20 protein-coding genes, 2 tRNA genes and 1 pseudogene are annotated in these 21,570 nt (G+C 37.8%); 10 read left to right on the top strand and 13 right to left on the bottom strand.

The annotated features are described in order from the left end of the window. Window positions 1–421: 421 nt before the first annotated feature. The 6 genes from HCUR_RS04930 to HCUR_RS04905 all read left to right on the top strand — a co-directional run bounded on the left by HCUR_RS04930 (window position 422) and on the right by HCUR_RS04905 (window position 6,883). Window positions 422–505 (top strand) — tRNA-Leu (locus HCUR_RS04930). A 77-nt stretch (window positions 506–582) separates the two neighbouring features. Continuing rightward, window positions 583–1,488: a tRNA pseudouridine(55) synthase TruB gene (gene truB / locus HCUR_RS04925; RefSeq protein ID WP_104207017.1), complete on the top strand. Its 906-nt coding sequence runs from the start codon at window positions 583–585 to the stop codon at window positions 1,486–1,488. 15 nt (window positions 1,489–1,503) lie between these two features. Further along, window positions 1,504–1,773 carry a 30S ribosomal protein S15 gene (rpsO, locus tag HCUR_RS04920; RefSeq protein WP_104207016.1) on the top strand — a complete coding sequence of 90 codons (270 nt, stop codon included), beginning with the start codon at window positions 1,504–1,506 and terminating at the stop codon, window positions 1,771–1,773. A gap of 2 nt (window positions 1,774–1,775) precedes the next feature. Beyond that, window positions 1,776–3,851 (top strand): polyribonucleotide nucleotidyltransferase, encoded by a 2,076-nt coding sequence (pnp, locus tag HCUR_RS04915; RefSeq protein WP_104207015.1) that lies wholly within the window; start codon window positions 1,776–1,778, stop codon window positions 3,849–3,851. A gap of 12 nt (window positions 3,852–3,863) precedes the next feature. Continuing rightward, entirely contained in the window at window positions 3,864–6,065 is a 2,202-nt protein-coding gene (locus HCUR_RS04910; RefSeq protein WP_104207014.1) for an Rne/Rng family ribonuclease, read from the top strand. A 491-nt stretch (window positions 6,066–6,556) separates the two neighbouring features. Further along, window positions 6,557–6,883 carry a hypothetical protein gene (locus tag HCUR_RS04905; protein WP_104207013.1) on the top strand — a complete coding sequence of 109 codons (327 nt, stop codon included), beginning with the start codon at window positions 6,557–6,559 and terminating at the stop codon, window positions 6,881–6,883. An 823-nt stretch (window positions 6,884–7,706) separates the two neighbouring features. On the opposite strand, the gene HCUR_RS04900 is transcribed toward HCUR_RS04905, so the two are convergent. The 7 genes from HCUR_RS04900 to atpD all read right to left on the bottom strand — a co-directional run bounded on the left by HCUR_RS04900 (window position 7,707) and on the right by atpD (window position 13,166). Further along, complete coding sequence (locus HCUR_RS04900; protein WP_104207012.1) at window positions 7,707–8,303, bottom strand: AAA family ATPase; 597 nt, start codon at window positions 8,301–8,303, stop codon at window positions 7,707–7,709. A gap of 55 nt (window positions 8,304–8,358) precedes the next feature. Then, window positions 8,359–8,820, bottom strand: a complete 462-nt coding sequence (locus HCUR_RS04895) for a rubrerythrin family protein (RefSeq protein WP_104207011.1) — start codon at window positions 8,818–8,820, stop codon at window positions 8,359–8,361. Between the two features lie 77 nt (window positions 8,821–8,897). Continuing rightward, the gene (locus HCUR_RS04890; protein ID WP_104207010.1) at window positions 8,898–9,653 is read right to left on the bottom strand and encodes a lysophospholipid acyltransferase family protein; all 756 of its coding nucleotides are present in this window, start codon (window positions 9,651–9,653) and stop codon (window positions 8,898–8,900) included. After that, complete coding sequence (gene era / locus HCUR_RS04885) at window positions 9,646–10,545, bottom strand: GTPase Era (RefSeq protein ID WP_104207009.1); 900 nt, start codon at window positions 10,543–10,545, stop codon at window positions 9,646–9,648. The genes HCUR_RS04890 and era overlap by 8 nt, the downstream gene beginning before the upstream one ends. A 111-nt stretch (window positions 10,546–10,656) precedes the next feature. Further along, window positions 10,657–11,361, bottom strand: coding sequence for a ribonuclease III (rnc, locus tag HCUR_RS04880; RefSeq protein WP_104207008.1), 705 nt, complete (start codon window positions 11,359–11,361; stop codon window positions 10,657–10,659). Continuing rightward, window positions 11,351–11,692, bottom strand: a complete 342-nt coding sequence (locus HCUR_RS04875) for a hypothetical protein (RefSeq protein ID WP_104207007.1) — start codon at window positions 11,690–11,692, stop codon at window positions 11,351–11,353. Before HCUR_RS04875 ends, rnc begins: the two co-directional genes overlap by 11 nt. 1 nt (window position 11,693) lies before the next feature. After that, window positions 11,694–13,166, bottom strand: coding sequence for a F0F1 ATP synthase subunit beta (gene atpD / locus HCUR_RS04870; protein WP_104207006.1), 1,473 nt, complete (start codon window positions 13,164–13,166; stop codon window positions 11,694–11,696). Between the two features lie 482 nt (window positions 13,167–13,648). Here atpD and HCUR_RS04865 point away from each other — a divergent pair, with 482 nt between their 5' ends. Together HCUR_RS04865 and HCUR_RS04860 are read left to right on the top strand one after the other, a co-directional pair. Next, entirely contained in the window at window positions 13,649–14,263 is a 615-nt protein-coding gene (locus HCUR_RS04865) for an alternative oxidase (protein WP_104207005.1), read from the top strand. An 82-nt stretch (window positions 14,264–14,345) separates the two neighbouring features. Continuing rightward, window positions 14,346–14,417 (top strand) — tRNA-Thr (locus HCUR_RS04860). A gap of 519 nt (window positions 14,418–14,936) precedes the next feature. On the opposite strand, the pseudogene HCUR_RS04855 reads toward HCUR_RS04860, so the two are convergent. Continuing rightward, a pseudogene (locus HCUR_RS04855) lies at window positions 14,937–15,610 on the bottom strand (transposase family protein); the annotation flags it as partial. On the opposite strand from HCUR_RS04855, the gene HCUR_RS04850 reads away from it, so the two are divergent. Further along, window positions 15,519–15,914, top strand: coding sequence for an HAD-IA family hydrolase (locus tag HCUR_RS04850; RefSeq protein WP_423751896.1), 396 nt, complete (start codon window positions 15,519–15,521; stop codon window positions 15,912–15,914). The pseudogene HCUR_RS04855 and the gene HCUR_RS04850 sit on opposite strands and share 92 nt — an antisense overlap. Window positions 15,915–16,162: 248 nt before the next feature. On the opposite strand, the gene HCUR_RS09620 is transcribed toward HCUR_RS04850, so the two are convergent. Together HCUR_RS09620 and HCUR_RS08685 are read right to left on the bottom strand one after the other, a co-directional pair. Further along, the gene (locus HCUR_RS09620; RefSeq protein ID WP_243397284.1) at window positions 16,163–16,375 is read right to left on the bottom strand and encodes a hypothetical protein; all 213 of its coding nucleotides are present in this window, start codon (window positions 16,373–16,375) and stop codon (window positions 16,163–16,165) included. Then, complete coding sequence (locus HCUR_RS08685) at window positions 16,354–16,515, bottom strand: hypothetical protein (RefSeq protein ID WP_165780777.1); 162 nt, start codon at window positions 16,513–16,515, stop codon at window positions 16,354–16,356. The genes HCUR_RS09620 and HCUR_RS08685 overlap by 22 nt, the downstream gene beginning before the upstream one ends. Before the next feature lie 571 nt (window positions 16,516–17,086). Here HCUR_RS08685 and HCUR_RS08680 point away from each other — a divergent pair. Beyond that, entirely contained in the window at window positions 17,087–17,254 is a 168-nt protein-coding gene (locus HCUR_RS08680; RefSeq protein ID WP_165780776.1) for a hypothetical protein, read from the top strand. Window positions 17,255–17,679: 425 nt separating this feature from the next. On the opposite strand, the gene HCUR_RS04840 is transcribed toward HCUR_RS08680, so the two are convergent. The 3 genes from HCUR_RS04840 to HCUR_RS09195 form a co-directional block, all read right to left on the bottom strand. Further along, entirely contained in the window at window positions 17,680–19,446 is a 1,767-nt protein-coding gene (locus tag HCUR_RS04840) for an ABC transporter ATP-binding protein (protein ID WP_104207003.1), read from the bottom strand. Between the two features lie 6 nt (window positions 19,447–19,452). Further along, entirely contained in the window at window positions 19,453–20,367 is a 915-nt protein-coding gene (gene ygfZ, locus HCUR_RS04835; protein WP_104207002.1) for a CAF17-like 4Fe-4S cluster assembly/insertion protein YgfZ, read from the bottom strand. A 431-nt stretch (window positions 20,368–20,798) separates the two neighbouring features. Beyond that, window positions 20,799–20,954 (bottom strand): hypothetical protein, encoded by a 156-nt coding sequence (locus HCUR_RS09195; RefSeq protein ID WP_207760927.1) that lies wholly within the window; start codon window positions 20,952–20,954, stop codon window positions 20,799–20,801. Window positions 20,955–21,570 lie beyond the last annotated feature (616 nt).

The raw sequence follows: 21,570 nt of genomic DNA, 5'->3' as shown, positions 1-21,570 counted from the left end.
AGCCCCTATCAAAAAGAAAAAGCATGGTCGTTTGGAAAAAAGCGTGTTACGCGTTGGCTTGGATCTGCTGCGGGAATTATTTTTTAAAATTGATCGTTCGGTTAACAATTTCGTGAATGATATTGCGTCAATTTTTAATCAAAAAACTGTAATTGAGCTGGTATTTACAGGGAGATAAACTTTTGTCCTGTACAGAGACGTTTTTTATAAAACTTTTTAACTTATTTATTAAGTTTATACTATATGTTTAAATTTTTTTTTACAGTATTATTCTATTCACGTTATATTAATCAAACGACTATAATAAAATTTAATCAAAAAAACAAGCTTTTGAAAAGGACATTTCTCTTTTTTTTAACTAATCTTCCTAACTGTGACAGTCTTGAGGACTGAAAAAAGGTATGGTATAGTTATTTTTAGACCCCTGGTGGCGAAACGGTTAGACGCGGTAGACTCAAAATCTACTGCCTGTACAGGCATGAGAGTTCGACTCTCTCCTGGGGGACGTTTTTAGGGTTAAGAAAATGTCCATTCCTCGATACTTATTAATTTTTAAAATTTTGGAAAAAATACTATAGAAATATGAATTTACATGGTTGGTTAGTGGTTTGGAAACAGCCTGGCATTGTGTGTACGCGCATTGATCGTCGTGTTAAACGTTGGCTTGGGTGTTCTGTAAAAGTGGGACATGCTGGGACTTTAGATCCTTTTGCAGAGGGAATTTTGCCTATTGCTTTTGGTTGGGGCACTCGAATGATTCCTTTTTTATTGGACTTTCCAAAAATGTATCAATTTACGTGTGTTTGGGGACGCGCCACGGATACTCAAGATCTCACGGGTACAATTATCAGAGAATCTTCAGTTCGTCCTTCGTATGAGGCAGTGGCACAGGTATTACCTAAATTTTTAGGTGTTTCTTTTCAAAAACCCTGTATGTATTCAGCTGTCAAGATTAATGGAAAGCCTGCGTATACTTGGGCTCGAAAAGGAAAAATCTTAGATTTACCTCCGCGCCCCATTGTAATTCATACCGCACGTTTAATTACAGAGGCCTCAGCCTACGATGGACACAGTATTGAAATTGAGATCCTGTGTTCCAGTGGAACCTACGTACGCGCTTTTGCAGGGGATTTAGCAGAAGCTCTGGGAACCTTAGCATACGTTTCTAAGTTGACGCGCGTTTCTGTAGGGCCTTTTAGCAGCACTGAAGCAGTCAATGTAGACACTGTCACTGAACTGTGCCCTCAAGATGCTCAGCAATGGATGTATCCTATGGACTATGGATTAAAATTTCCAGAAATAGATCTTACGCAAGAACAGACCGTGCGTCTTTGGAATGGCCTGCCTCTTTACCTAGATTTACCTTTTTTTTCCGAATTTTGGGTTTGTAAATATCAAAAAAAGATGATATGTTTAGCTAAGGGAGAGGCGTATGGCCTTGTGCCGTACCGTTGTTTTGTGGATTCAAGGGTAAAAAAACAAACTTAAATATGGAGAATATAAATGGCGTTGTCCTGTGAAAAAAAGAAAAAAATTGTAGAAACGTTTGAGAAAAAACCGGGAGATACTGGATGTCCAGAAGTGCAAATTGCACTATGTACTGCTCGAATTTTTGAAATCTCTGAACATTTGAAACATCATAAAAAGGATGTGCACAGTCGCAGGGGGCTCGAGGGACAGCGTAGTGCAAGAAGAAGTTTATTAGATTACTTAAAAAGAGAGGATGAGGAACGATATAAAGCCATTCTTTCAGCTTTGGAGTTACGTCGGTGATCATGGAATCTCCTTTTTTTAACATTATTTCAAAAGAAATAGAGTGGGTAGGATTTCCGCTCACTTTAGAAGTAGGACGTATTGCCCGACGTGCTTTAGGAGCGGTCACTGTCCGGCATCGGGACACAGTCATATTATGTACTGTGTGTGTGGGAAAAGCGTATCCTTTGGGAAGTGGTTTTCCCCTTTCTGTATATTATCAGGAAAAGTTTTCTTCAGCGGGACGTATTCCCGGCGGCTTTATTAAACGAGAAGGCAAACCTTCTGAGTACGAAACGTTGGTTTCTCGATACATTGATCGCATGTTAAGACCTTTATTTCCAAAACATTTTTGTCATGAAATTCAAATTGTGTGTACCGTTCTTAGTTATGACACAGAGACAGATCCTGGTGTGCTCTCTATGATTGGTGCTTCCGCCGCTGTGGCAGTTTCGGGACTTCCTGTACAAGAAATATCTTCAGGAGTGCGCGTGGGGTATCATAAAGGTGAGTTTATTTTACATACTTTCAATGGAGGATTTGATCTGTTGATGGGAGCAACGCCTTCCGGTCCTTCTATGGTGGAATGCCAAGCGTCCGCTTGTGATGAGGCGTTTATTTTAGAAGCTTTAAAATTTGGTCACCAGGCACTGAAACCCATTTTTGAGGGTATTTTATGGCTTAAATCCGCAGTGAGTCCTGTTTCTTTTATGGGAGAATCCTTGGAACACAAGCTTTTAGAATTTCCACAAGTGTTTCAGAATGCATTGGATGAGGCGTGTGAAGTCTCTGATACTGAAGATCGTAGTGTTCGTCTTGAACGTGCTTTGTCTTCTTGGAAGGAATTCTGTCATGAAAATCAAGGAATAAAAGCATCAGAGCATCTGGAGGGATATTTTTACAATAAGTGGAGAGAAACCGCAAGAGCGTACATTGTTCACCAAAAAAAACGCTTAGATGGACGAAGTTGGGATGAGATTCGTCCCATTATATGTGAAGTAGGATTGTTACCCCGATGCCATGGAAGCGCACTCTTTACTCGAGGAAAAACCCAAGCTTTGGTTACAGTAACCTTAGGAAGTCGTCAAGAAGACAGTCAAATGATTGAGCGTCTTTCTGGGGTAGAACGAGAGTATTTTATGCTTCATTACAGTTTTCCTCCTTACGCAGTAGGAGAAGTAGGTAAAATGTTTGCTCCGGGAAGACGAGAAATTGGTCATGGGCGTTTAGCACAAAAAGCATTAGTGAGCTTACTTCCCAAAGATTTAAGTTGTACTGTACGCTTGGTATCAGAAATCACTGAATCTTACGGGTCTTCTTCCATGGCAACGGTGTGTGGTGCATCTATTGCTTTAATGGATGCAGGAATTCAATTGACCGCACCGGTGGCAGGAATTGCTATGGGATTAATTTCAGGCGGCACTCCATCGGAAGAAGATGTTATTTTATGGGATATTTCTGGAACAGAAGATTTTTTGGGGGATATGGATTTTAAAGTTGCAGGTAGCGCACAAGGTGTAACAGCCCTTCAAGTGGACTTAAAAATTAGAGCTTTAACTTTTGATATCATTGAGAGAACGTTAGCTCAAGCTAAAGTAGGACGTTTACAAATTTTGCGTATAATGGAACAGCAAACCATTAGTACACCCAGAGATGCAGTCAGTGTTCATGCGCCTCGCATGAGCCATATTAAAATTCCCGTAGATAAGATTAGAGATCTTGTGGGCCCTGGAGGAAAGCACATTAAGCAGTTGTGCGATGCCAGTCAATCAAAAATTGATATTGGTGAAGATGGAAAAGTAAGTATTTTTTCCTATCGCGCTGAAGATGCGGAATTTGCATTAAAGGCTATTCAGCGGTTAACTCAGGGACCTGTAATAGGAAATATTTATGACGGCGTAGTGAAAAAACTTTTAGATTTTGGAGCTTTTGTAAATTTTGGTTTTCCTCAAGATGGATTGGTCCACGTCACAGAGATTGTGGTAGGGAAGCGATTATCTCATCCCTCTGAATATCTTAAAGAAGGACAAGCTGTACAAGTACGGGTACTGGATGTGGATAAAAGTGGTAAAATACAATTAAGTATCCGTCAAGTCTAGTGTGAGAAAGCAATGCAAGAAACATATCTAAAAAAAGCTCTTCTTATCGATCGTTCTTTTAATGGTGAGGAAACTCGTGTAGCGGTTGTTAAAGACGGTGTTTTGGAAGAGTTTGATCATGAACTTTCTTTCAAACGGTTGAAAAAAGGAAACGTGTACTTAGCCCAAGTAACTCGTGTAGAGGCTGCCCTTCAGGCTGCTTTTTTAGAATTTGGAGAGAAAAAGCAAGGATTTTTGGCTTTTTCAGAAATTCATCCTGGGTACTATCAGAATAAAGAATCCCAAGAAAATATTCTGGAGAACTCAAAAACGCCAGAGCTTCATTCCACTTCAGTACAGCCTCATCTTGCTTTAGAGGGGGGGGAAAATGAAGAGCCTCCAGAGCACGAGATAAAATCGGTACGGCAAAAAAATTTTACTCCCCGCATTCAAGATGTTATTAAGAAAGGCCAAATTATATTGGTTCAGGTTGTAAAAGATGCAAGGGGTAATAAGGGGGCAGCGCTTACAACCTATATTTCTTTGGCGGGGCGTTTTATTGTGTTTATGCCTAATAGTCCAGGTCAAACAAAAATATCTAGAAAAATTACCGACAAGGCGGAAAGGAAACACTTGACAGAAATGTCGGAAAACTTAGATATTTCTGAAGGAATGAGCGTTATTTTGCGCACTTCTGGATTGGGACGAACAGAAAAAGAACTTAAACGGGATTATGATCGATTGACGCGTGTATGGACAAAAATAGAAGAACTTTCAAAAAATGCGAAAGAAGTTCCGATGCTGTTATGTGAAGAAAATGACCTCATTTATCGGGCTTTTCGAGATTTTTATAGCAATGACATCGAAGAAATTTGGGTAGAAGACAAAGAAAGTTTTAAAAAAGCTCAAAATATTATGAAGATGTTTATGCCGGCTCACCGAAAACGTGTTAAATTATACCAGGAAACAGAATGTACGTTATTTGAAAAGTATTCATTAGAATCTATGATCTCTGATTTGTATCAACCTACTGTGCTTCTTCCTTCTGGAGGTTATTTGATTATTAATCAAACAGAGGCACTGGTGTCTATTGATGTAAATTCTGGAAAATCTATTCGAGAGCGTGCTATGGAAGAAACTGCTCTCAAAACAAATTTAGAGGCTGCTCAAGCTATTGGAAGACAGCTCAGATTAAGAGATTTATCAGGTCTAATTGTGATTGATTTTATTGATATGCCATCTCATCGATATGGACAAGTAGAAAAACTTTTAGAAGACGCCTTAAAAGTAGATCGAGCCCGTATTCAGATGGGAAAGATTAGTCAGTTTGGTCTTTTAGAAATGTCTCGTCAAAGATTACGTCAAAGTTTATTTGAAAGTATTGCCAAGCCTTGCCATGCATGCCATGGGCATGGATATGTTTTGTCTGACAGTGCGCTTGCTATGCGCGTGTTGAGGGATATAGCGCGACATGCGTCCCGTTCTTCTCCCACTAGTCAGTTAACGGTTAAAGTGTCTATGGAGGTTGGGCATGTTTTAGCCAATCAATATCGTAAATATTTAACGCAATTAGAGGAAAGTATGGGAATTTCTATTCAGCTTCATATACAGCCTGAGCGACAATTTGATACTGTAGAGATGGTAAATCTACCCAGCATTTCTGAACTTTCTCTTTTAAATTCAACGCCCTGTGAAAGCTCAGATGCAGAAAAAGTTTCAGCTAAATCTCTTTCTTCTCCCATTACTCCAGAAGTAAACGGAGAAGCAGGAGGAGCAGTGGAAGGATATAAAGATACTGTATCGGAAAGCAAAGAGTCTGTTAAAAATTCGACATTTTCTGAAAGTTTGGAAGAACAGTCTGTGGGACGTCCGGTGAAAAAATCTCGAAGATATGGACGAAGAAAACCTAATACTCAACCTTCTGGTCTTTCAGATACTGTAAATTTAGAGCCAAGTGCTCAAGTTTCTACTATAGAAAGTTCTCAAACAGCTGAAGAATCATCTTTGGATGCAAATTACGACTCTAAAAGCTTTTCTTCTCTTAGTAGAGACACTGTTGAAAGTCATGGGAAATTATCGTCAGTAAACAATGGCTTTGAACCCACAAAAGAGCATCATGAACATTTAAACCCTGGCTTGATGGAAATGGCAAAAGCGTTTGAACTCAAGGCGTTAAAACGACGTTACCGCCGAGGACGGGTATTTTTAAAGGAAAAAGTATTAGAGGGTGCTTAGACAGGGTGCTCTTAGCATATTTTAGAGGTTAGGGAGAAATGAGTTCTCTGGCGTACTCATAATCATCGTGATCAATACTATACCCCATGATAGAGAGATTTACATTTCTTTTTTGTAATGTTTGTTTTACGTTGTTCAATAGACTGTTTAGTGTTGAGTAAGAATTTTAAAGACTGTGCGCTGAACAAACTCGTTCAATGTTATTATACCTGGGTTTAAGAGCCCACTTTTATTTTCTTTTATCTCAATGATTGAATTGTGTTTTGTGATGTGTGATCAATACTGTCCAGATAATTGTTACATTCACGGAAATAAGGTTTTTTCAGACCAAAAGGTCATTAATGTTAAAAAGAATACCCACATAAAACGTGTTCTATTGCTTGAGTAATAAATCAGTGAAATTAAAAAATTGCTCATAACAGAGCTCATGTGCAATAAATTATAGTAAATTAAGTTGAAATTTGCATATAGATATATTATTTTAAAAGAAAATGCCTAGATTCTATAGCAAAGATATTCAAAAAAAAGTAGTAATATATGTAGAAAAAAGAAATAGTTTCGAAAAAGTCTCAACAAAGTTTGAAAAAGCACTAAACACAGTAAGTGATTGGTATAAAAAATATCAATCAAAAGAAAACTATTTAGAAAAAAAGATAGGCGGTAAAAAAAGAGTAAATAGCAATACTAATTTTATTTTATCTAAAACGGGAGAGTATTTTAGTATAAGTGCTTTCGAAGCGTTATGTTGGCTTCGTAAATTAGGATACAGGTGTAAAAAAAAGCCTATACATATTTGGAAGCAAATAAAAAAAGTGTAAAGCTGACCAAGAAAATATAAAAGATATCTTGTTTCACCCTCTTGTATATATTGATCAAAGTCGCATTAAGATCAGCACTTTCGAAAGCAGAGAATAGGGAGAAAAGAGAAAAAACGTATTAGTAAAAAAAGTGAAAAATATTTACAAGTAAACAACTATTATAACTGGGTATGTTAATCATAAGTCAATGGGTTTCAATAGAGCTTGTAATACGAGACGACTTGAAATTTGGGTTGAAGAGATTTTAATAACCCCTTGGATAAGGTGTAGTAACTACATTTAATAAGTCTCCAAAGACAAAAGAATAGATTGAATCTCTTGGATATAGCGTGATTTTTCCCCACCGTATTCTCTTGATTTAAAGAAAATAGAACAATTTTAGGCTACAATATACGATGGTTTTTTCATTTCTTTAGTACTCAAATTTTAACTTAATTGATTATAAAAAATTTTAGACCTCTGGAAACCAGGTAGAACATCCTTGATATTTTATATATGACTTTTACGTTTATTACTGAAATCTTTTGCTATAGGCGAAAATAATTTTCGACATTCCCTAGTGTATATGTCTTAAAGTTTCCCCATGAATAAAATGATCGCCTTGATTGATCAAAGTAAAATGTTGACAAGAGTGAGAAACTTTGTTGGTAAACAAAGGAATTGTGCCAAGTGGTAAACATAAAAAGTTTTCACGTAGAACCTTCCATATTACTTCGTTTTCTTTTCATGGACCTCTATTTTTTAACAATTTTAACAACTTTCATAACCTAACGTGAAGAAAACAGAGAAGTTATTCACAATAGGGGTTTAGGAAAGATGATGTTTATTGTTCTGAAGCCGAAAAAAAACCAGGTCTTGTATCTAAAACAATTTGACGAACTTGGTTTACGGCTTCTTGAAAAGGAATTTGGGCATTTATACTTCTGTGACATTGCTGACGTTGTTGAATAACATACTTACTTTGAAAATCACTTGACGCTTCCATCTTTAGACGTTGGGTAATAAGCGCTGGACTATCCCCTCTCTTTAACATTCTTGCGGCACGTTCTTCTTGAGATACTTCCAGCCAAACTCCCAGACACTTTACAAACGGAGCGCATTCATTGTTATTCCCAAAAGCCCAAGGCGTAATAAACCTCATGTTTTCGCATTTATTCCCAATACTACGCTTATCTATGGCATAATAATGCCCGTAAAACTCCGTCTGAAGCACAAAATATCCTTGTTCACGCAATTTATTGTAGGTTTCTAAATTTATAAATTTGTATTCTTCAGCAAAATCTGATTCACGTTGGGGGCGTGTTGTAATTTTTTGAATATTTTCAATACTTCCTAATCTGGAAACTGCTTCAGAAAGAGTTGTTTTTCCAGCCCCTGTTAGCCCTGCTAAACAAAAAAAGATAATAGATTTTTCAAACATTACTTATAGTCCTAAGTTTTTCACACTTTATCATAGCCCGATATATCCTTTTGATCTATTCTTGTGCTGATAAATCTAATGAATGCTGTTCTGTGCGTAACTTACTTAATGCTTTTTCAAACCCTGCAGCATGAATGCGCTCTGCCTTAGCCAGAACATCAAACCAGTTGCCAATTTCTTCAAATCCCTCTTCTCGGGCAGTTTTTGCCATTCCGGGGTACATGTCTTGATATTCATAACGTTCTCCAGCAGAAGCAGACGCTAAATTTTCTTCAGTAGAACGAATGGGAAGGTCTGTTACAGGATCCCCTACTTGAGACAAGAAGTCTAAGTGGCGAAACGCATGGGCTGTTTCTCCTCGGGCAGTAGAACGAAACAACTCCGCCACACCAGAAAAACCTTCTTGGTCTGCTTTTAAAGAAAAGTATTCATAGCGACGATTGGCTTGAGATTCTCCTGCAAAAGCAGCTTTTAAATTTTCGTGAGTTTTTGAATCTTTTAATACTTTTTTAGACATAGACCTACCAATTATCTAACGTACTACATTCACATTGAAACAAAATCGTAAATTATTGTCAAGAGGTTAAAAATTTTTCAACTTATACTTTTCTGAGCTAAGACCTCATTTCCTTCTTGAAGCAGCTTAGATAATGTGCGCTGAAACGTGTCTTCATCTAAGCCCGGATTAATGAGGTGGTGCCCCTGTATCGTAATACAGCCTGAGTTTTTGAAAAAACGCCTTGCGGGCCAAAACAGTCCTGAGTTTAGACTAAGAGGTAACACAGGGAGGTGAAGCTTATGATATAAAAAAAAAATTCCCCGCTGACACCGCACAGGTCTCCCAAAAGCTACACGCCTGCCCTCAGGAAAAATAACAATTGGACGACCTTGTTCTAATACATTCTGTGCTTTTTGAAGAAACGTTTTAGAAAGAGCTCTTCCACGAGGAATAGGAATCATATTCATACGATGAAAAAACCATCCTAGTACAGGGATACGCATCAATGTATCCTTTAATACAAACGCTGGCGCTTGTAGTAAAAGATTTAAAACTAAGGTCTCCCAAACAGATTGATGCGCACAGGCTACCAAAAGTCCACCATGAGGCGACAATACAGGAAATTCTTCTGTCTTCCAAGTAATCCCTAAACACCAGCGTGCATTTGTTAAGAGACAAGCACACCACCACCGGGCTACTTTATGGATCCAGGATACAGGCCCTAAACATATCAACGGAAAGGTTAAAGCACCTAACACAGTGACACCGAAACTCAGGGTATAAAAAGCACTGTGTGCAAACACGCACTTTCCCCAATCCAAAAAGAAAAAACCTTTTTTTTTCTTATCCATAAGCACGCTGCATCCATGTAGGATCTATAGTGACGTGTAAAAAAAGATGTACTGGACATTGGTGTTGAAGTTGCATTTCTGTTCGAGCTAAAAATCCTACGTGGCGAACTCGGCCTCCCTCTTGTCCTAAAACTAATTTCTTTTGCCCTTCTTTTTCTACAATAATATTTTGCCATACCCAGAGTTCTTTTTGCTTAATGTGTTTATTTTTTCTCCAGTACCATTTTTCTGTGATTACATCCAATTTGTAGGGCACTTCTTGATGTAAGGACGAAAATAACTTCTCTCTTGTGAGTTCTGAAAGTGTCGTTTCAAAAGAAATTTGAGTAAGCGTATGCTCTGGAAAGATCCATTGACGTTCAGGTAAAAGCTTACGTAGTACCTCCTCTAGTACTTCAATACCTTGATGCGTATGACTAGAGACGGGAAAAAAGCCTACTATTTCTGATTCAAGATCTCGGTAAGATTGGATAAGGGGTAATAAACGGCTTTTATCTTTCCAAACATCAATTTTTGTCAATACTACTACTGTAGGAATTCGCTGTTGAAGACTCTGTCTTAAAAGGATACGATTTGCTTTATGGTAAGCTCGTTCAACATCAATGACCACAATAGACGCATCGGCTTCTTTCAAACTTTGTCGAGAAGTTTGACGCATACGAGTTTGAAGAAGATCTTGAGGAGTTAATACCAACCCTGGAGTGTCTATGAAAATAGTTTGTAAGAATTCGTGACACACAATGCCATAAACTGCTTGACGAGTGGTATGGGGTTTATCCGATATAATCGTTACTTTATTTCTCACCAATACATTGATAAGACTAGATTTTCCAGCATTTGGTGCCCCCACTATCGCAATTAATCCACAGCGTGGAGAAGTAAGTTTATTCATAAGAAATCTCCAAATCGTGATACGCAGCCTTAAATGGATTTAGATACCTTCTACCAGCCAAGGCTCGAAGCAAAAAATTAAGTCTTAACCAGAAGAGAGGAGTAAGAAACTTCATAATATTTCTCCTGAATAATAGGGAGCGGAGACCATTTCTTGCGCCAACGTGTTCAATGCAATTTGGGCAGCTTTTTGTTCTGCTTCTTTTTTAGATCCTCCAGAAGCTCGAAAGCTATGGTAGGTACCGATACACACCTGTACGTCAAATATCGGTTTATGGTAAGGACCTGAAGTATGGACTATGGTGTAGACTGGAAGACCGTACCCTTTACTCTGAGTCCATTCTTGAAGCACAGATTTGGCTTCTAGCGGAACAGTACGGGCCTGTACAAACAAATCTTTCCACCAATTATGGATACATTGCTGAAGAATTACAAAATTTTTTGAATCCAACATAACAGCAGCAATCAACGCCTCACACCCGTCGATCACAAGGCGGGGCTGAGTAGGATCTTGTCTTTTATCTATGCGTAAAACTTCAGAAATTCCTAGATGAAGAGCGACGTGATGGATACGAGGACCGCTTACCAAATAGGCGAGCCGTTTTGTCATAGTGCCTTCTCGATCTTGCGTGTAGGTAGAAAAAATCCATAGTGTCATTACTGCACTTAGCAAACGATCTCCTAAATACTCTAGACGCTCAAAATCTTGACCTCCTGCACTAGAGTGAGTCAATGCTTTCTTCAACCACTCTGTGTCTTTAAACTTATAGCCTATGCGCTCTTGAAATAGTTTCCAAATTTCATTTCTAGAAATCATGATAAAAATTATGCAAGGTTTTAAGAAGTGATTCTACTTGGGGACGTTGATGAGCTTCCACCAAATGAAACGCATCCAGTATCGCATGATTATGCAGTATTTCCAATACACCACCAGTGCTTAAAAATTCAAGAGAAGTTACTTCCTGTACAGGCCACAGTTTAATCCATCCCGGCGTCACTACTTGAAACAGTGTGCAATGATCTGGCCCTATGTCGAGATCACCGGTGGAAGTAGGAAATATCATGCGTTCAATATTTCCTGAGTAGACAGCCCGATTAATATGCTTCAGTGTAACACGAAAGGTAGCTCTCTCTGGAAAACTGTGCATATTATACTTTTTCTTGAGAAAGACGATGTGCTTTGCACTTTACCTCTTCCAGATTTCCTACCATATAAAATGCAGCTTCTGGAATATGATCACATAAACCTGTTAAGATACTCTCAAACCCGAAAATAGTATCTTCTAAAGATACAAATGCTCCCTGCATGCCTGTAAAAACTTCCGCAGAGAAAAAAGGTTGGGAAAGAAATCGTTCTATTTTACGGCCTCGACTCACCACTAACCGATCTTCTTCTGAAAGCTCATCCATACCCAAAATCGCAATGATATCTTGTAAAGATCGGTATTTTTGAAGAATTTCTTGGACTCCGGTAGCAACTTTGTAATGGCGTAAACCAAGAACATCTGCCTCTAAAATTCGAGAACTGGAGTTCAATGGATCCACTGCAGGATAGATCCCTTTTGCTACTAAACGACGATCCAAAACAATAGTACCATCTAAATGAGTAAAAGAAGTCGCGGGAGCGGGGTCCGTTAAATCGTCTGCGGGTACATAAATAGCCTGTACACTGGTAATAGATCCACGAATGGTACTGGTGATACGCTCTTGGAGTGCTCCCATTTCGGTACTCAAGGTTGGTTGATATCCCACTGCAGAAGAAATTCGTCCCAGGAGTGCAGATACCTCCGCTCCTGCTTGCGTAAAGCGGAAAATATTATCAATGAACAACAAAACATTTTGCCCTTCTACGTCACGAAAATATTCTGCTACAGTTAAGCCAGTTAACGCCACCCGAGCTCTAGCACCAGGAGGCTCATTCATCTGACCAAACACGAGCGCAACCTGTGATTCTCCTTCCAACTGAATAACACCAGAATCAATCATTTCTTGATATAAATCTTTTCCTTCTCGGCTTCTCTCTCCTACACCCGTAAATACTGAATACCCTTTATGATTTTTAGCAACATTATGGATGAGCTCCGTAATTAATACAGTTTTCCCTAATCCTGCCCCTCCGAAAAGACCAATTTTTCCTCCTTTGGCATAGGGTGCAATAAGGTCTACCACTTTAATACCTGTCAACAAAATTTCTCTTTTAGGATTTTGATCTACAAAAGCAGGGGAAGGGCGATGAATAGACCATTTTTCTTGACTTTCAATGGGAGGGCCGTCATCAATAGCTCTCCCAGTAACGTCCATAATACGGCCTAGGGTTTTTTTCCCCACAGGCACTTGAATAGGCTTTCCCGTACCGTAAACTTTTAGTCCTCGTACCATACCATCGGTTGAGGACATAGAAATGGTACGTACTACGTCTTCCCCCAAATGCTGTGCAACCTCCAGTACGATTCCTGGCTTATTTTCTTCAAAAGATTCTACCACCAACGCATCTAAAATTTTAGGAAGTTTATCGGAAAACTTCACGTCTACAATAGAACCAATGACCTGTACTACGTGTCCTATACAAGAAAAAGGATCCCCTGGAAGAGTCTGGGGAGTAAAAGGTTCAACAAAGTCCATAAAGTTATCGTCCATAAAGCGGCTTTTCCAGTGTTATTTGGATTGAAACTTTTTTACGAAAGGTAAAAAAAGCTTCTCTCTGGATACTATTTTCCCATCATTGTAGCGTCTTTACACCACAAAGAAAAGAGCCTTTCAAAAGGAAAAATATGAATTACCATTTAGGTAGAAGAAGCTCATGAAGTAAGTCCATTACTATGCGTAAGAAATTTGCATACTACTCCCTCTGAATACCAGACACACGTACCTCTAAACACTTAAATTTTCCCATAAAAAAATATAAAAAATTTCAAAACATAAACTTTTTAAAATAAATTTTCTGTTATGTATAGAATAGAGAAAAAGGAAATAAAAATACAGTACTAAATACATAATATAAAAAATATAGTATTATTTTTCTAAATCATAAGAACTAGAAAAGAAAATATTTCACTCTTCTATATGGATTACGTTGTGTTCTAGACTAAAAAGGAGACATACATTTGACCTACACCTTTCATCACAAGCCAACAAAATTTTCAGATTATATTGCACTAAGTTTTTGCAAAATTTTTCGCTGGGGTGCAGATATGGTATTTCGTCACCGCCATGACCGTCGGGCTTTGGTCATTGAGACCATTGCAGCAATTCCTGGAGTAGTAGCAGGCTTATTTATTCATTTGAAATGTATTCGTAAGCAATGGGGAGACCTAGGTCGAATACAATTGCTCCATGCAGAAGCAGAAAATGAGCGCATGCATTACCAAGTATTTTGTGACATTGTACCTTTGGGCTGGAAAGAAAAAGTGATGATTTATAGCGGGCAATTTGGATTTTTTACATTTTTCTTTTTTTTATATTTTATTTCTCCTTCCACAGCACACCGCATGGTAGGATATTTTGAAGAAGAAGCGATTTACAGCTATACCAAATATCTAAACGCCATCAATGAAGGTACGGTTGAAAATATTCCCGCTCCCATGCGCGCCATTGAGTATTGGAATTTACCTCACGATGCTCAGTTAAACGAAGTAATCGAGGCAATTATTCAAGATGAAATGAATCACCGAGACACCAATCATGGATTTGCTGACCACCCCTTTTCGGGAACTTTTTAAACTTTTCTCTGTTTTTACGGAGAAAATCTCCTCAGCTAAGGACTTGTATTTTTTTTCAGGACATGGCATGGTGTATTGAAAGGCCGTGGTGGCTCAGTGGTAGAGCACACCCTTGGTAAGGGTGAGGTCAAGAGTTCAATTCTCTTTCACGGCACAAAAGTTAGTATTTTTTTTTTCTTTACTGAACAGCACTTATTTTACATCGTTATTCTGGGAAAGTATAAATTGAATCTTTTTGGTAACGAGAGACAAGAGAGAATAACGTATTGAGTCCAATTTAGACAAAAGTTCTAACATAGGGTAGAGAAACTTCCCTATGTATCAAAAAAATACGGAGAACTTATTTATCATTTCAGAGATTAAGATATGGGATAAATCTGCCCTACAAAAAGCGCTCATGCTTTAGGATTTTCATGATGCGTGTGGGGTTTTTTCTGAAATAATGTTTAAAAACGCAAAGAATCTGAACACTGTATCATTCTCCGGGATACTTTTTTTTGTGGAGCAGAAGCGTTCTAAAGCAACTCAATTTTGAATAACCGAAGTCCTTAAAGTTTTTGTAGATTTTGAAAGCACATATACTGACACACAGAAAGTAGTGAGTAGTATTGCAAAGAGTCTATGTACTCTCTTTTTCTCAGATGTTGGATTAGACCGCCTGCATAACGAGATGTCAGGATAACTCCATGGTGTAAATAGCTGCTATTAGATTGAATCTGAGTCCAAATCGTTTACGTCTATTTCTGTATTGATTAGATATGATTTTGAACCGTTTAATCATACCTATGACATTTTAATTGGCTATTCTTTCGCGAGCCAGATCTTGATTTTTCTTTTTATCTTCTTTTTTGGCAATTCGGATTTGATATGCAGCTTTTGTATTCCTTGGTATCCAGTGTCAGTAATCCCTTGCACTTGTAGGATGTATTTTGGTTCCAGATTTTTTAATCAGCCTAAAATCATGACGTTTTCCGTTTGTACAAGCTGTATAAATAACTTGTTTCGTCTTCTTATCTACAACGAGTTGACTGTTTAAAGTATGTCTTCTCTTCTTTCCAGAATAAAAGTTTTTCTGCTTATTGTTGCGATTTTTTATACGCTTCTTATTCTTGACCCTTATCAATAAGGACAACTTCATATTCCATATCGCTTTTAAGGAGTGCTTTCTTACCTGGCAAAGCAAAATCAGGATGCTTGATGAACGTATCTTCTATCCATCTGATAGTTTTATAACCACTACTCTCTGATATCCCCTATGAAGATGCACATTAATAGCCTTTTTTCCATCGCTAGCGCATCTGGTTTTCCACCTCTTGCTTTCTTATTCTTTTCAGCCTCTTCCAGTATCAGTAATGGAAGAGGTTCAGAACTTGCTCAACTCTTTGGGACTTCATTTTTTGAATCTGGCACTATCCCTAAACCCAAACCAGACGTCTATCTTTATGCGATGCACCAGCTTAACGCGACACCGCAGCAGTGTATCGCGGTGGAAGATAGCATTCCAGGCGCTAGTGCTGCAATAAGCGCGGGCATTAAAACTTTTGGGTATACAAGATTTTCTTCTAATCCCCAGAACACTGAAAAAGCATTAAAAGCGCTTGGTGTACAAGAATGCTTTAACCATTGGCCCCACTTTATAAATTTAATTTGAAACGAAACCATCAAAGACTCTGGGGAGAAGTCAATGAAACAGTTTGAATTACTAATATAGACCAGCTTTACGCACAAGGCGGATCAAAGAACTGCCCCTCATACCGCATGATGTAGGATATAGCCAACTAACGATAGAACGGTTATAAAGAATAATACCTCAATTGAACAATGTGTAGAACGTCTGATCCCTTTATCGTGAGCCCATTTTTTCTCAATAGGATGAAGATCAGGAAAATAAAGAGGTATTTAAAGTAAAGTATGACCAGAATTCTTAATCATTTTCTGCATAGGTTTACCTTGATGGAAAGCAGAATTATCTATGACACTACCACGGTTTTCTGGGATATTCGTTAGGAACATTTCCTCTACCCAACAAAGCAATACCTCTACAGAATTCTTAAGTAATATGGCTCCTAAAGTAGAGCCCCTTAAAGGGCCTAGAGCATTTGTTCTATACATTTGATTCTATTTTTGGCACCCCAATGCTGTTTTCCGTAACAACGCTTCCCTTTTACAGAATACCCGTGCGTTTTTGACATATCATGGGCAATTCCACGTTCATTAACTTTTCTGTTTAATTCATCATGCTTTTGGTACAATACAGATCTTTTTTCTGGATCTACTTTTGGATGATTTAAAGTTTTTTTATCGCGAACATCAAGACATCTCAGGGCTTTCGAAACGCCAACAGCGCTACCCCCAAAGCGCTCTGGCTGATGGGCATCAGGATATATTGTGATATCGTGTTCTAAACAATCTATGTCCCTTGTGCGGGCTGGCTTATAGGGAACAAATTTCGGTTCTAAACGCGTACTCTGTCTATTGTCTGCTGACCCATTCCAAAATATCTACCCGATTCCTCATAGCTCACTCTTTAGGAAAAAAATCCCCCGAATACGACAATTTTAAATATCTTCTCTTTTTTTTATTATAACCGTTCTATAGTTAGTCGGCTACATCACTTGAGTTTTTTATGAAACGGAGTAAGGTAATGCCGAAAAATGGGATTGAGGCTTTCAATAGACTGGGTTCATTTGTGTGAAATTCTATTTGAAGCAGTATACCCCTCATCTAATGTGTATGAAATGTAAAAATCTATTACGCACCGATTCTAAAAATGCGTTGAACATTACGAAGAGTTTACTGTAAATTTTCTAAAAGAGAGAATTTATGGGATCTCTAAGGGGTTTAAACGATAAAGATTGGGAGCGTATCGAGCACTATTTTTTTTGGGAATTATGGAAGACTTGGAATTTGCAAAAATTTTTTGCGGATTTAGTAAAGAATGAGTGTTTAAAAGGAGCGAAAGAAGCGTCTTTTTCTGGGTACTATCGATAAAAGAAGGTTTGGGAGCGTCAAAAGTCAACGTGTTATTCACAGCACGAGAACTCTTCACCAACGTCTTGTGCATGCAGTGCGTATTCATGATGGGAGAGGGAGTATTACGTCTCAGGTTAAGAAAGAAAAATTTCCGGGAAAACAGTGTGTACTTACTTGGGATTTTTTGAGCAAGGGGTCGACATCCGCATCAATATTAGGTCCGAATTTTTAAGGAAAATCAAAGCGCATGCAAGGAAAATCAAAGCGCATGCTGTGCTTGAACCTCAACCTTGCATTGGGAAAAAAACATTCAATTGGATGGATTCAACTTTGTATCTTTCAAAAGATTTTGAACAATAATGTATTTATTCTGAACACTGAATCTTCATCAGTTCTTTCTTTTTGATCTTACGAAAAATTCATTTAGATTTTGTCTAAAGCGTTTATGATTCTTCCTTTAATCCCCGCATTTGTAAACTCCATAATTTTCGATACATACCGTTATTTTGTAGAATTAACGAGTCGTGAGTACCATCTTGAATCACTTTACCAGCACTAAAAACCAACAACCGTTCCATATTGAGTAAAGTATTTAAACGATGGGCAATAAATAAAACAGTTTTTCCGTACATTACTTCTGAAAATGCCCTTTGCAACTCTGCTTCTGTAATTCCGTCTAAGCTGCTGGTTGGTTCATCTAAAATTAGAATGGGCGCATTTTTTAATATTGCTCTTGCGATGGCAATACGCTGCCGCTGTCCTCCAGAAAGACGATTTCCTCTTTCTCCTACCATTGTATCATAGCCTTGAGGCAACGCTTGAATAATGTCATGAATTTGAGACTTTTTAGCCGCTTCCTGAACTTCTTCAAACGTTGCTTCAGGACGACCATACAAAATATTATCTAAAATAGATTGATTGAATAATATGCACTCCTGGGGAATAACAGAAATTGCTTGTCGTAGGCTGGATAATGTTACATTTTGAATGTTTTGATTATCTATACACACTTGGCCTTTTTGAACATCATGAATTCTCAGTAATAAATTAATAAAGGTAGATTTACCGCTTCCTGAAAAGCCCACGATGCCTACTTTTTGTCCTCCAGGAATGTGGAGATTAAAATTAGCAAAAAGTAGATCGTTAGCTTGTCGGTCATAGGAAAAATCGACATTCTGCAATGTAATTTGTCCTTCGGAAACTAAGAGATCTGGATGGGAAGAGCTTAACTCTAGGATCTGCGTTTCACAATATACTACGGAAAGTGCCTGTTTTAATGATCCTAATTTTTCCCAAAACTCTCGTATTTCTGCTCCAAGAGTCCAAAACTGATCTAAAATCTGTACATTTAATGTCAGTACTAGAACAAACTCTCCGGCGCTAATGGTACGAGATTGAACACCTTGCCAAAGCCATAAAAAACATAATACTTCAAAAAAAGCAAAAGATAAACTTTGGAATGAATGCAGCATACGAAAAAAATAATCCCGTTCTTTTTCTTTCTGAACTGCTACCTGAGTTTGGCGGCGTATACGTTTTAATTCCAAAGCGTGTCTAAAAAAAAGTTGAACACTGGTAATATTTGAAAAAACGTCTACAATTTTTCCTGTTACTCGAGAACGAGATTCTGCTGCACGGTGTGCTAAATAGCTTTTAGAAAATAAAAAAGTTAATGATCCCCCCAAAAAAATACTTAACCAAGCTAACAATGCCCAGGCAAAATGCGGATGTACGTTTGCAATACTGTACATAGCAAATACTAAAGTAAAAAAACATGTCAAGAAGTTGTCAATCAAAATCTCAATGATATTGGGTGCAAAAGTTACGATATCATTAATCTTATTGGTTAAATTCCCAGAAAAATGCTTTTGATAAAACTGAAGCGGTTTTCTCATCATACGGCGCATCAGCTTCAACGTAATATATTCCCGTTGAGCTGGAAAAAATTGGGCAATCATGGTGTCGTAATAAAAATTAATCCAACAAAAACCTAATCCTAACAGCAAATAACAAACCATGAGCTTTGTAAGTTTTTTAGAAAATGGAACACCAGCAGGACCTGTTACCACATCAATAATAGATTTAACAAGGGCGGGCTGTAGCGTAATAATAGCAGCCCATGCTAAAGAAAGGAAACTTAGTACCATAATTTGTTTCCAAAAGGGTAGAGTAATTTCATAAAAAAACATAGAAATTTTTTTATCAGACATAAGAGGTTACACTCCTTGAGGACAAGCGATAGGCAACGTGATACTGGATAATAACTTTCCGGTGATAACCGTTCCATTGTCACCACGACACTCAAAATTTTGTGTGTTTACCCATTGAAGAGCCCAACTTTCTTCTAACGAAAGTAGGCCTTGCCCTGAACACACTTTTCCCCAAATTCCTTGAACATGACCGTTCGTGTCAAATACTGCGTCTCCTACTTTGGGAACTACTGAGCACTGGAGGTGTGTGATACGAAATAATCCTTTACGAAAAAGTTTTTGATGAAAAGTTCTTGCTAGTACTTCTTGTCCTACATAACATCCTTTACTCCACGAAATACTATGGTGAAAATGGTAAAAATACTCTAAAATTAACGTACGTTCTGAGATAAGATCTTGAGCGCCACTAGGAATGCCGTTTTCAATACACAAAGTACGATAGTGTGTTTCTGACTCTGGAACACATAGAGGGTGTGGAGTTTCGTGCCAGTGTGCGTAAGAAATCACTACTCGAACTCCTAAATGACTATGACGAGGATCCCGAAACATGATACCACAGCGTTCCTGAACATAAGCTTTGACTGCTTTGTAAAGAGGTTCAGATTCTGGTCCACTAAAGCTTAACACAAGCCAAGGCATATTCTGAAGCTGAACGGTATGTAAAGGACCGTACTTGATGAACAATTCTTGAATTATTTTATCGTGAGAAATATCGTACTCTAAGTACAACTGCCCTTCATGATAAAACACAAAAGCATCTGCAAGAAAGCGTCCCTGACGATTCAAAAAAACTGTAAATATTCCATTTTGATGGCGTAATAGCCTCATATCATTTGTAGAGATTCCTTGGAGAAGATCTGCTGCTTCATGTCCCAAAAGCTTATATACGCGGCGGGAAATTAATGGAATCCAAGTATTCATAATTTAATCTTTTAGAGGCTATTGAACTTTTATTCTATAAAACATTTCTCCCAGACTCAAGCTGACTATTGTTTTTCTCTAGTGCGGCCTCATGAAAATTTTTCACTAAACGCTTCCATAGAAAACTGTCATCCCATTTAGTGATCTTATACAATGGCTTTATAAGATTTTCTGCTTCATTGGAGTCTTAGTGAGGAGCAGTAAAGTATAGAGTAATATGCCTTAAGCTTGCCACGGTTTGAGGTACGTTTTTTGGAAATAGCGCTTAAAATTACTCTAAATTTAAATTTCTAAAGAAATTTCGCACTGTATTATTGCTCAAAGTACTCTTTATATCGGTAAGAAATGTTCTGAATGACCAAAATTCTTAATGTTGAGGCAACCTTCGGCAGAACATATCTTGACATAAAGTTTTTTTCTCAGATCTTGGATTATCGCTCTTTTGAAAGAGAGCTAGGATGTTCAATTCCAACGCGTGCACCATTTTTTCCTCTTTTTTTTACAGCGCTAGAGGTAATCTCAATATAATTTAGTAGAAAATATTCAGTGGTAGGCATTGAGCATACTGTATATTCAGCTTGTTTCATAACGATGGCTGTATTTTTATAAAATTTTTCTTGTGAGCTTGCTCTGTGTTTATTCCTAACGTACACATTCAATACTAATGAAAGAACCGTAAAAATAACTATGATAGCGTAATCGATCTAAGAAAGACGGAAAATACCATGCTAAAAAACGTTTAGGATGTAAACGTAGACTAGACTATTCAAAGGTAGAATTATTTTTCGTAAATCATGAAATACCAGATTGAAAGATATCGAAGCTGAGTTTGCAATAAGTAAAAAATCTGCAGCAGTAGTAAAAGAGGCTAGCATTTATAGTACTTTAACTGTAAAATAGAATTAAATATACTATGTAATGATCAAAAAATAATACAAATATAATAAAGCCTAGAGTAAAAAAAAGGAATAGAACACATCAATCTAGGTCATAATGAAAAGGCGCGCACAGTAATCGTTATGGTGCGTAAAAGTAGGGTAAGTACAGGGGTGAATACGCTAAAAAGAACAAGTCCTCAAGCCTAAAGCACCTGTAGGCAGCACAGAAACCATAGATCCAAATCCGCTAAAAATATAGAGTGAGCTTGAAAAGGGGTGCTTTAGCGATAACCCCCTTGTACCTCTGGGGAGGCCTACGAAGCAA

It is taken from the genome of Holospora curviuscula (assembly GCF_002930195.1).
GTDB classification, from domain to species: domain Bacteria; phylum Pseudomonadota; class Alphaproteobacteria; order Holosporales; family Holosporaceae; genus Holospora; species Holospora curviuscula.
The sequence above is the reverse complement of the archived record's forward strand: the minus strand, read 5'-3'. Positions and strand labels throughout refer to the sequence as shown.

What these genes read in the sequence shown, in the direction of transcription:
- HCUR_RS04895 (WP_104207011.1), bottom strand. Translation starts at nt 8,820, where the DNA reads ATGTCTAAAAAAGTATTAAAAGATTCAAAAACTCACGAAAATTTAAAA.
- atpD (WP_104207006.1), bottom strand. Translation starts at nt 13,166, where the DNA reads ATGGACTTTGTTGAACCTTTTACTCCCCAGACTCTTCCAGGGGATCCT.
- HCUR_RS04900 (WP_104207012.1), bottom strand. Translation starts at nt 8,303, where the DNA reads ATGTTTGAAAAATCTATTATCTTTTTTTGTTTAGCAGGGCTAACAGGG.
- HCUR_RS08680 (WP_165780776.1), top strand. Translation starts at nt 17,087, where the DNA reads ATGGGATCTCTAAGGGGTTTAAACGATAAAGATTGGGAGCGTATCGAG.
- era (WP_104207009.1), bottom strand. Translation starts at nt 10,545, where the DNA reads ATGAATAAACTTACTTCTCCACGCTGTGGATTAATTGCGATAGTGGGG.
- HCUR_RS04850 (WP_423751896.1), top strand. Translation starts at nt 15,519, where the DNA reads ATGAAGATGCACATTAATAGCCTTTTTTCCATCGCTAGCGCATCTGGT.
- ygfZ (WP_104207002.1), bottom strand. Translation starts at nt 20,367, where the DNA reads ATGAATACTTGGATTCCATTAATTTCCCGCCGCGTATATAAGCTTTTG.
- pnp (WP_104207015.1), top strand. Translation starts at nt 1,776, where the DNA reads ATGGAATCTCCTTTTTTTAACATTATTTCAAAAGAAATAGAGTGGGTA.
- HCUR_RS09620 (WP_243397284.1), bottom strand. Translation starts at nt 16,375, where the DNA reads ATGTATAGAACAAATGCTCTAGGCCCTTTAAGGGGCTCTACTTTAGGA.
- rnc (WP_104207008.1), bottom strand. Translation starts at nt 11,361, where the DNA reads ATGATTTCTAGAAATGAAATTTGGAAACTATTTCAAGAGCGCATAGGC.
- HCUR_RS04905 (WP_104207013.1), top strand. Translation starts at nt 6,557, where the DNA reads ATGCCTAGATTCTATAGCAAAGATATTCAAAAAAAAGTAGTAATATAT.
- HCUR_RS04890 (WP_104207010.1), bottom strand. Translation starts at nt 9,653, where the DNA reads ATGGATAAGAAAAAAAAAGGTTTTTTCTTTTTGGATTGGGGAAAGTGC.
- HCUR_RS09195 (WP_207760927.1), bottom strand. Translation starts at nt 20,954, where the DNA reads ATGAAACAAGCTGAATATACAGTATGCTCAATGCCTACCACTGAATAT.
- HCUR_RS04840 (WP_104207003.1), bottom strand. Translation starts at nt 19,446, where the DNA reads ATGTCTGATAAAAAAATTTCTATGTTTTTTTATGAAATTACTCTACCC.
- HCUR_RS04875 (WP_104207007.1), bottom strand. Translation starts at nt 11,692, where the DNA reads ATGCACAGTTTTCCAGAGAGAGCTACCTTTCGTGTTACACTGAAGCAT.
- truB (WP_104207017.1), top strand. Translation starts at nt 583, where the DNA reads ATGAATTTACATGGTTGGTTAGTGGTTTGGAAACAGCCTGGCATTGTG.
- rpsO (WP_104207016.1), top strand. Translation starts at nt 1,504, where the DNA reads ATGGCGTTGTCCTGTGAAAAAAAGAAAAAAATTGTAGAAACGTTTGAG.
- HCUR_RS04910 (WP_104207014.1), top strand. Translation starts at nt 3,864, where the DNA reads ATGCAAGAAACATATCTAAAAAAAGCTCTTCTTATCGATCGTTCTTTT.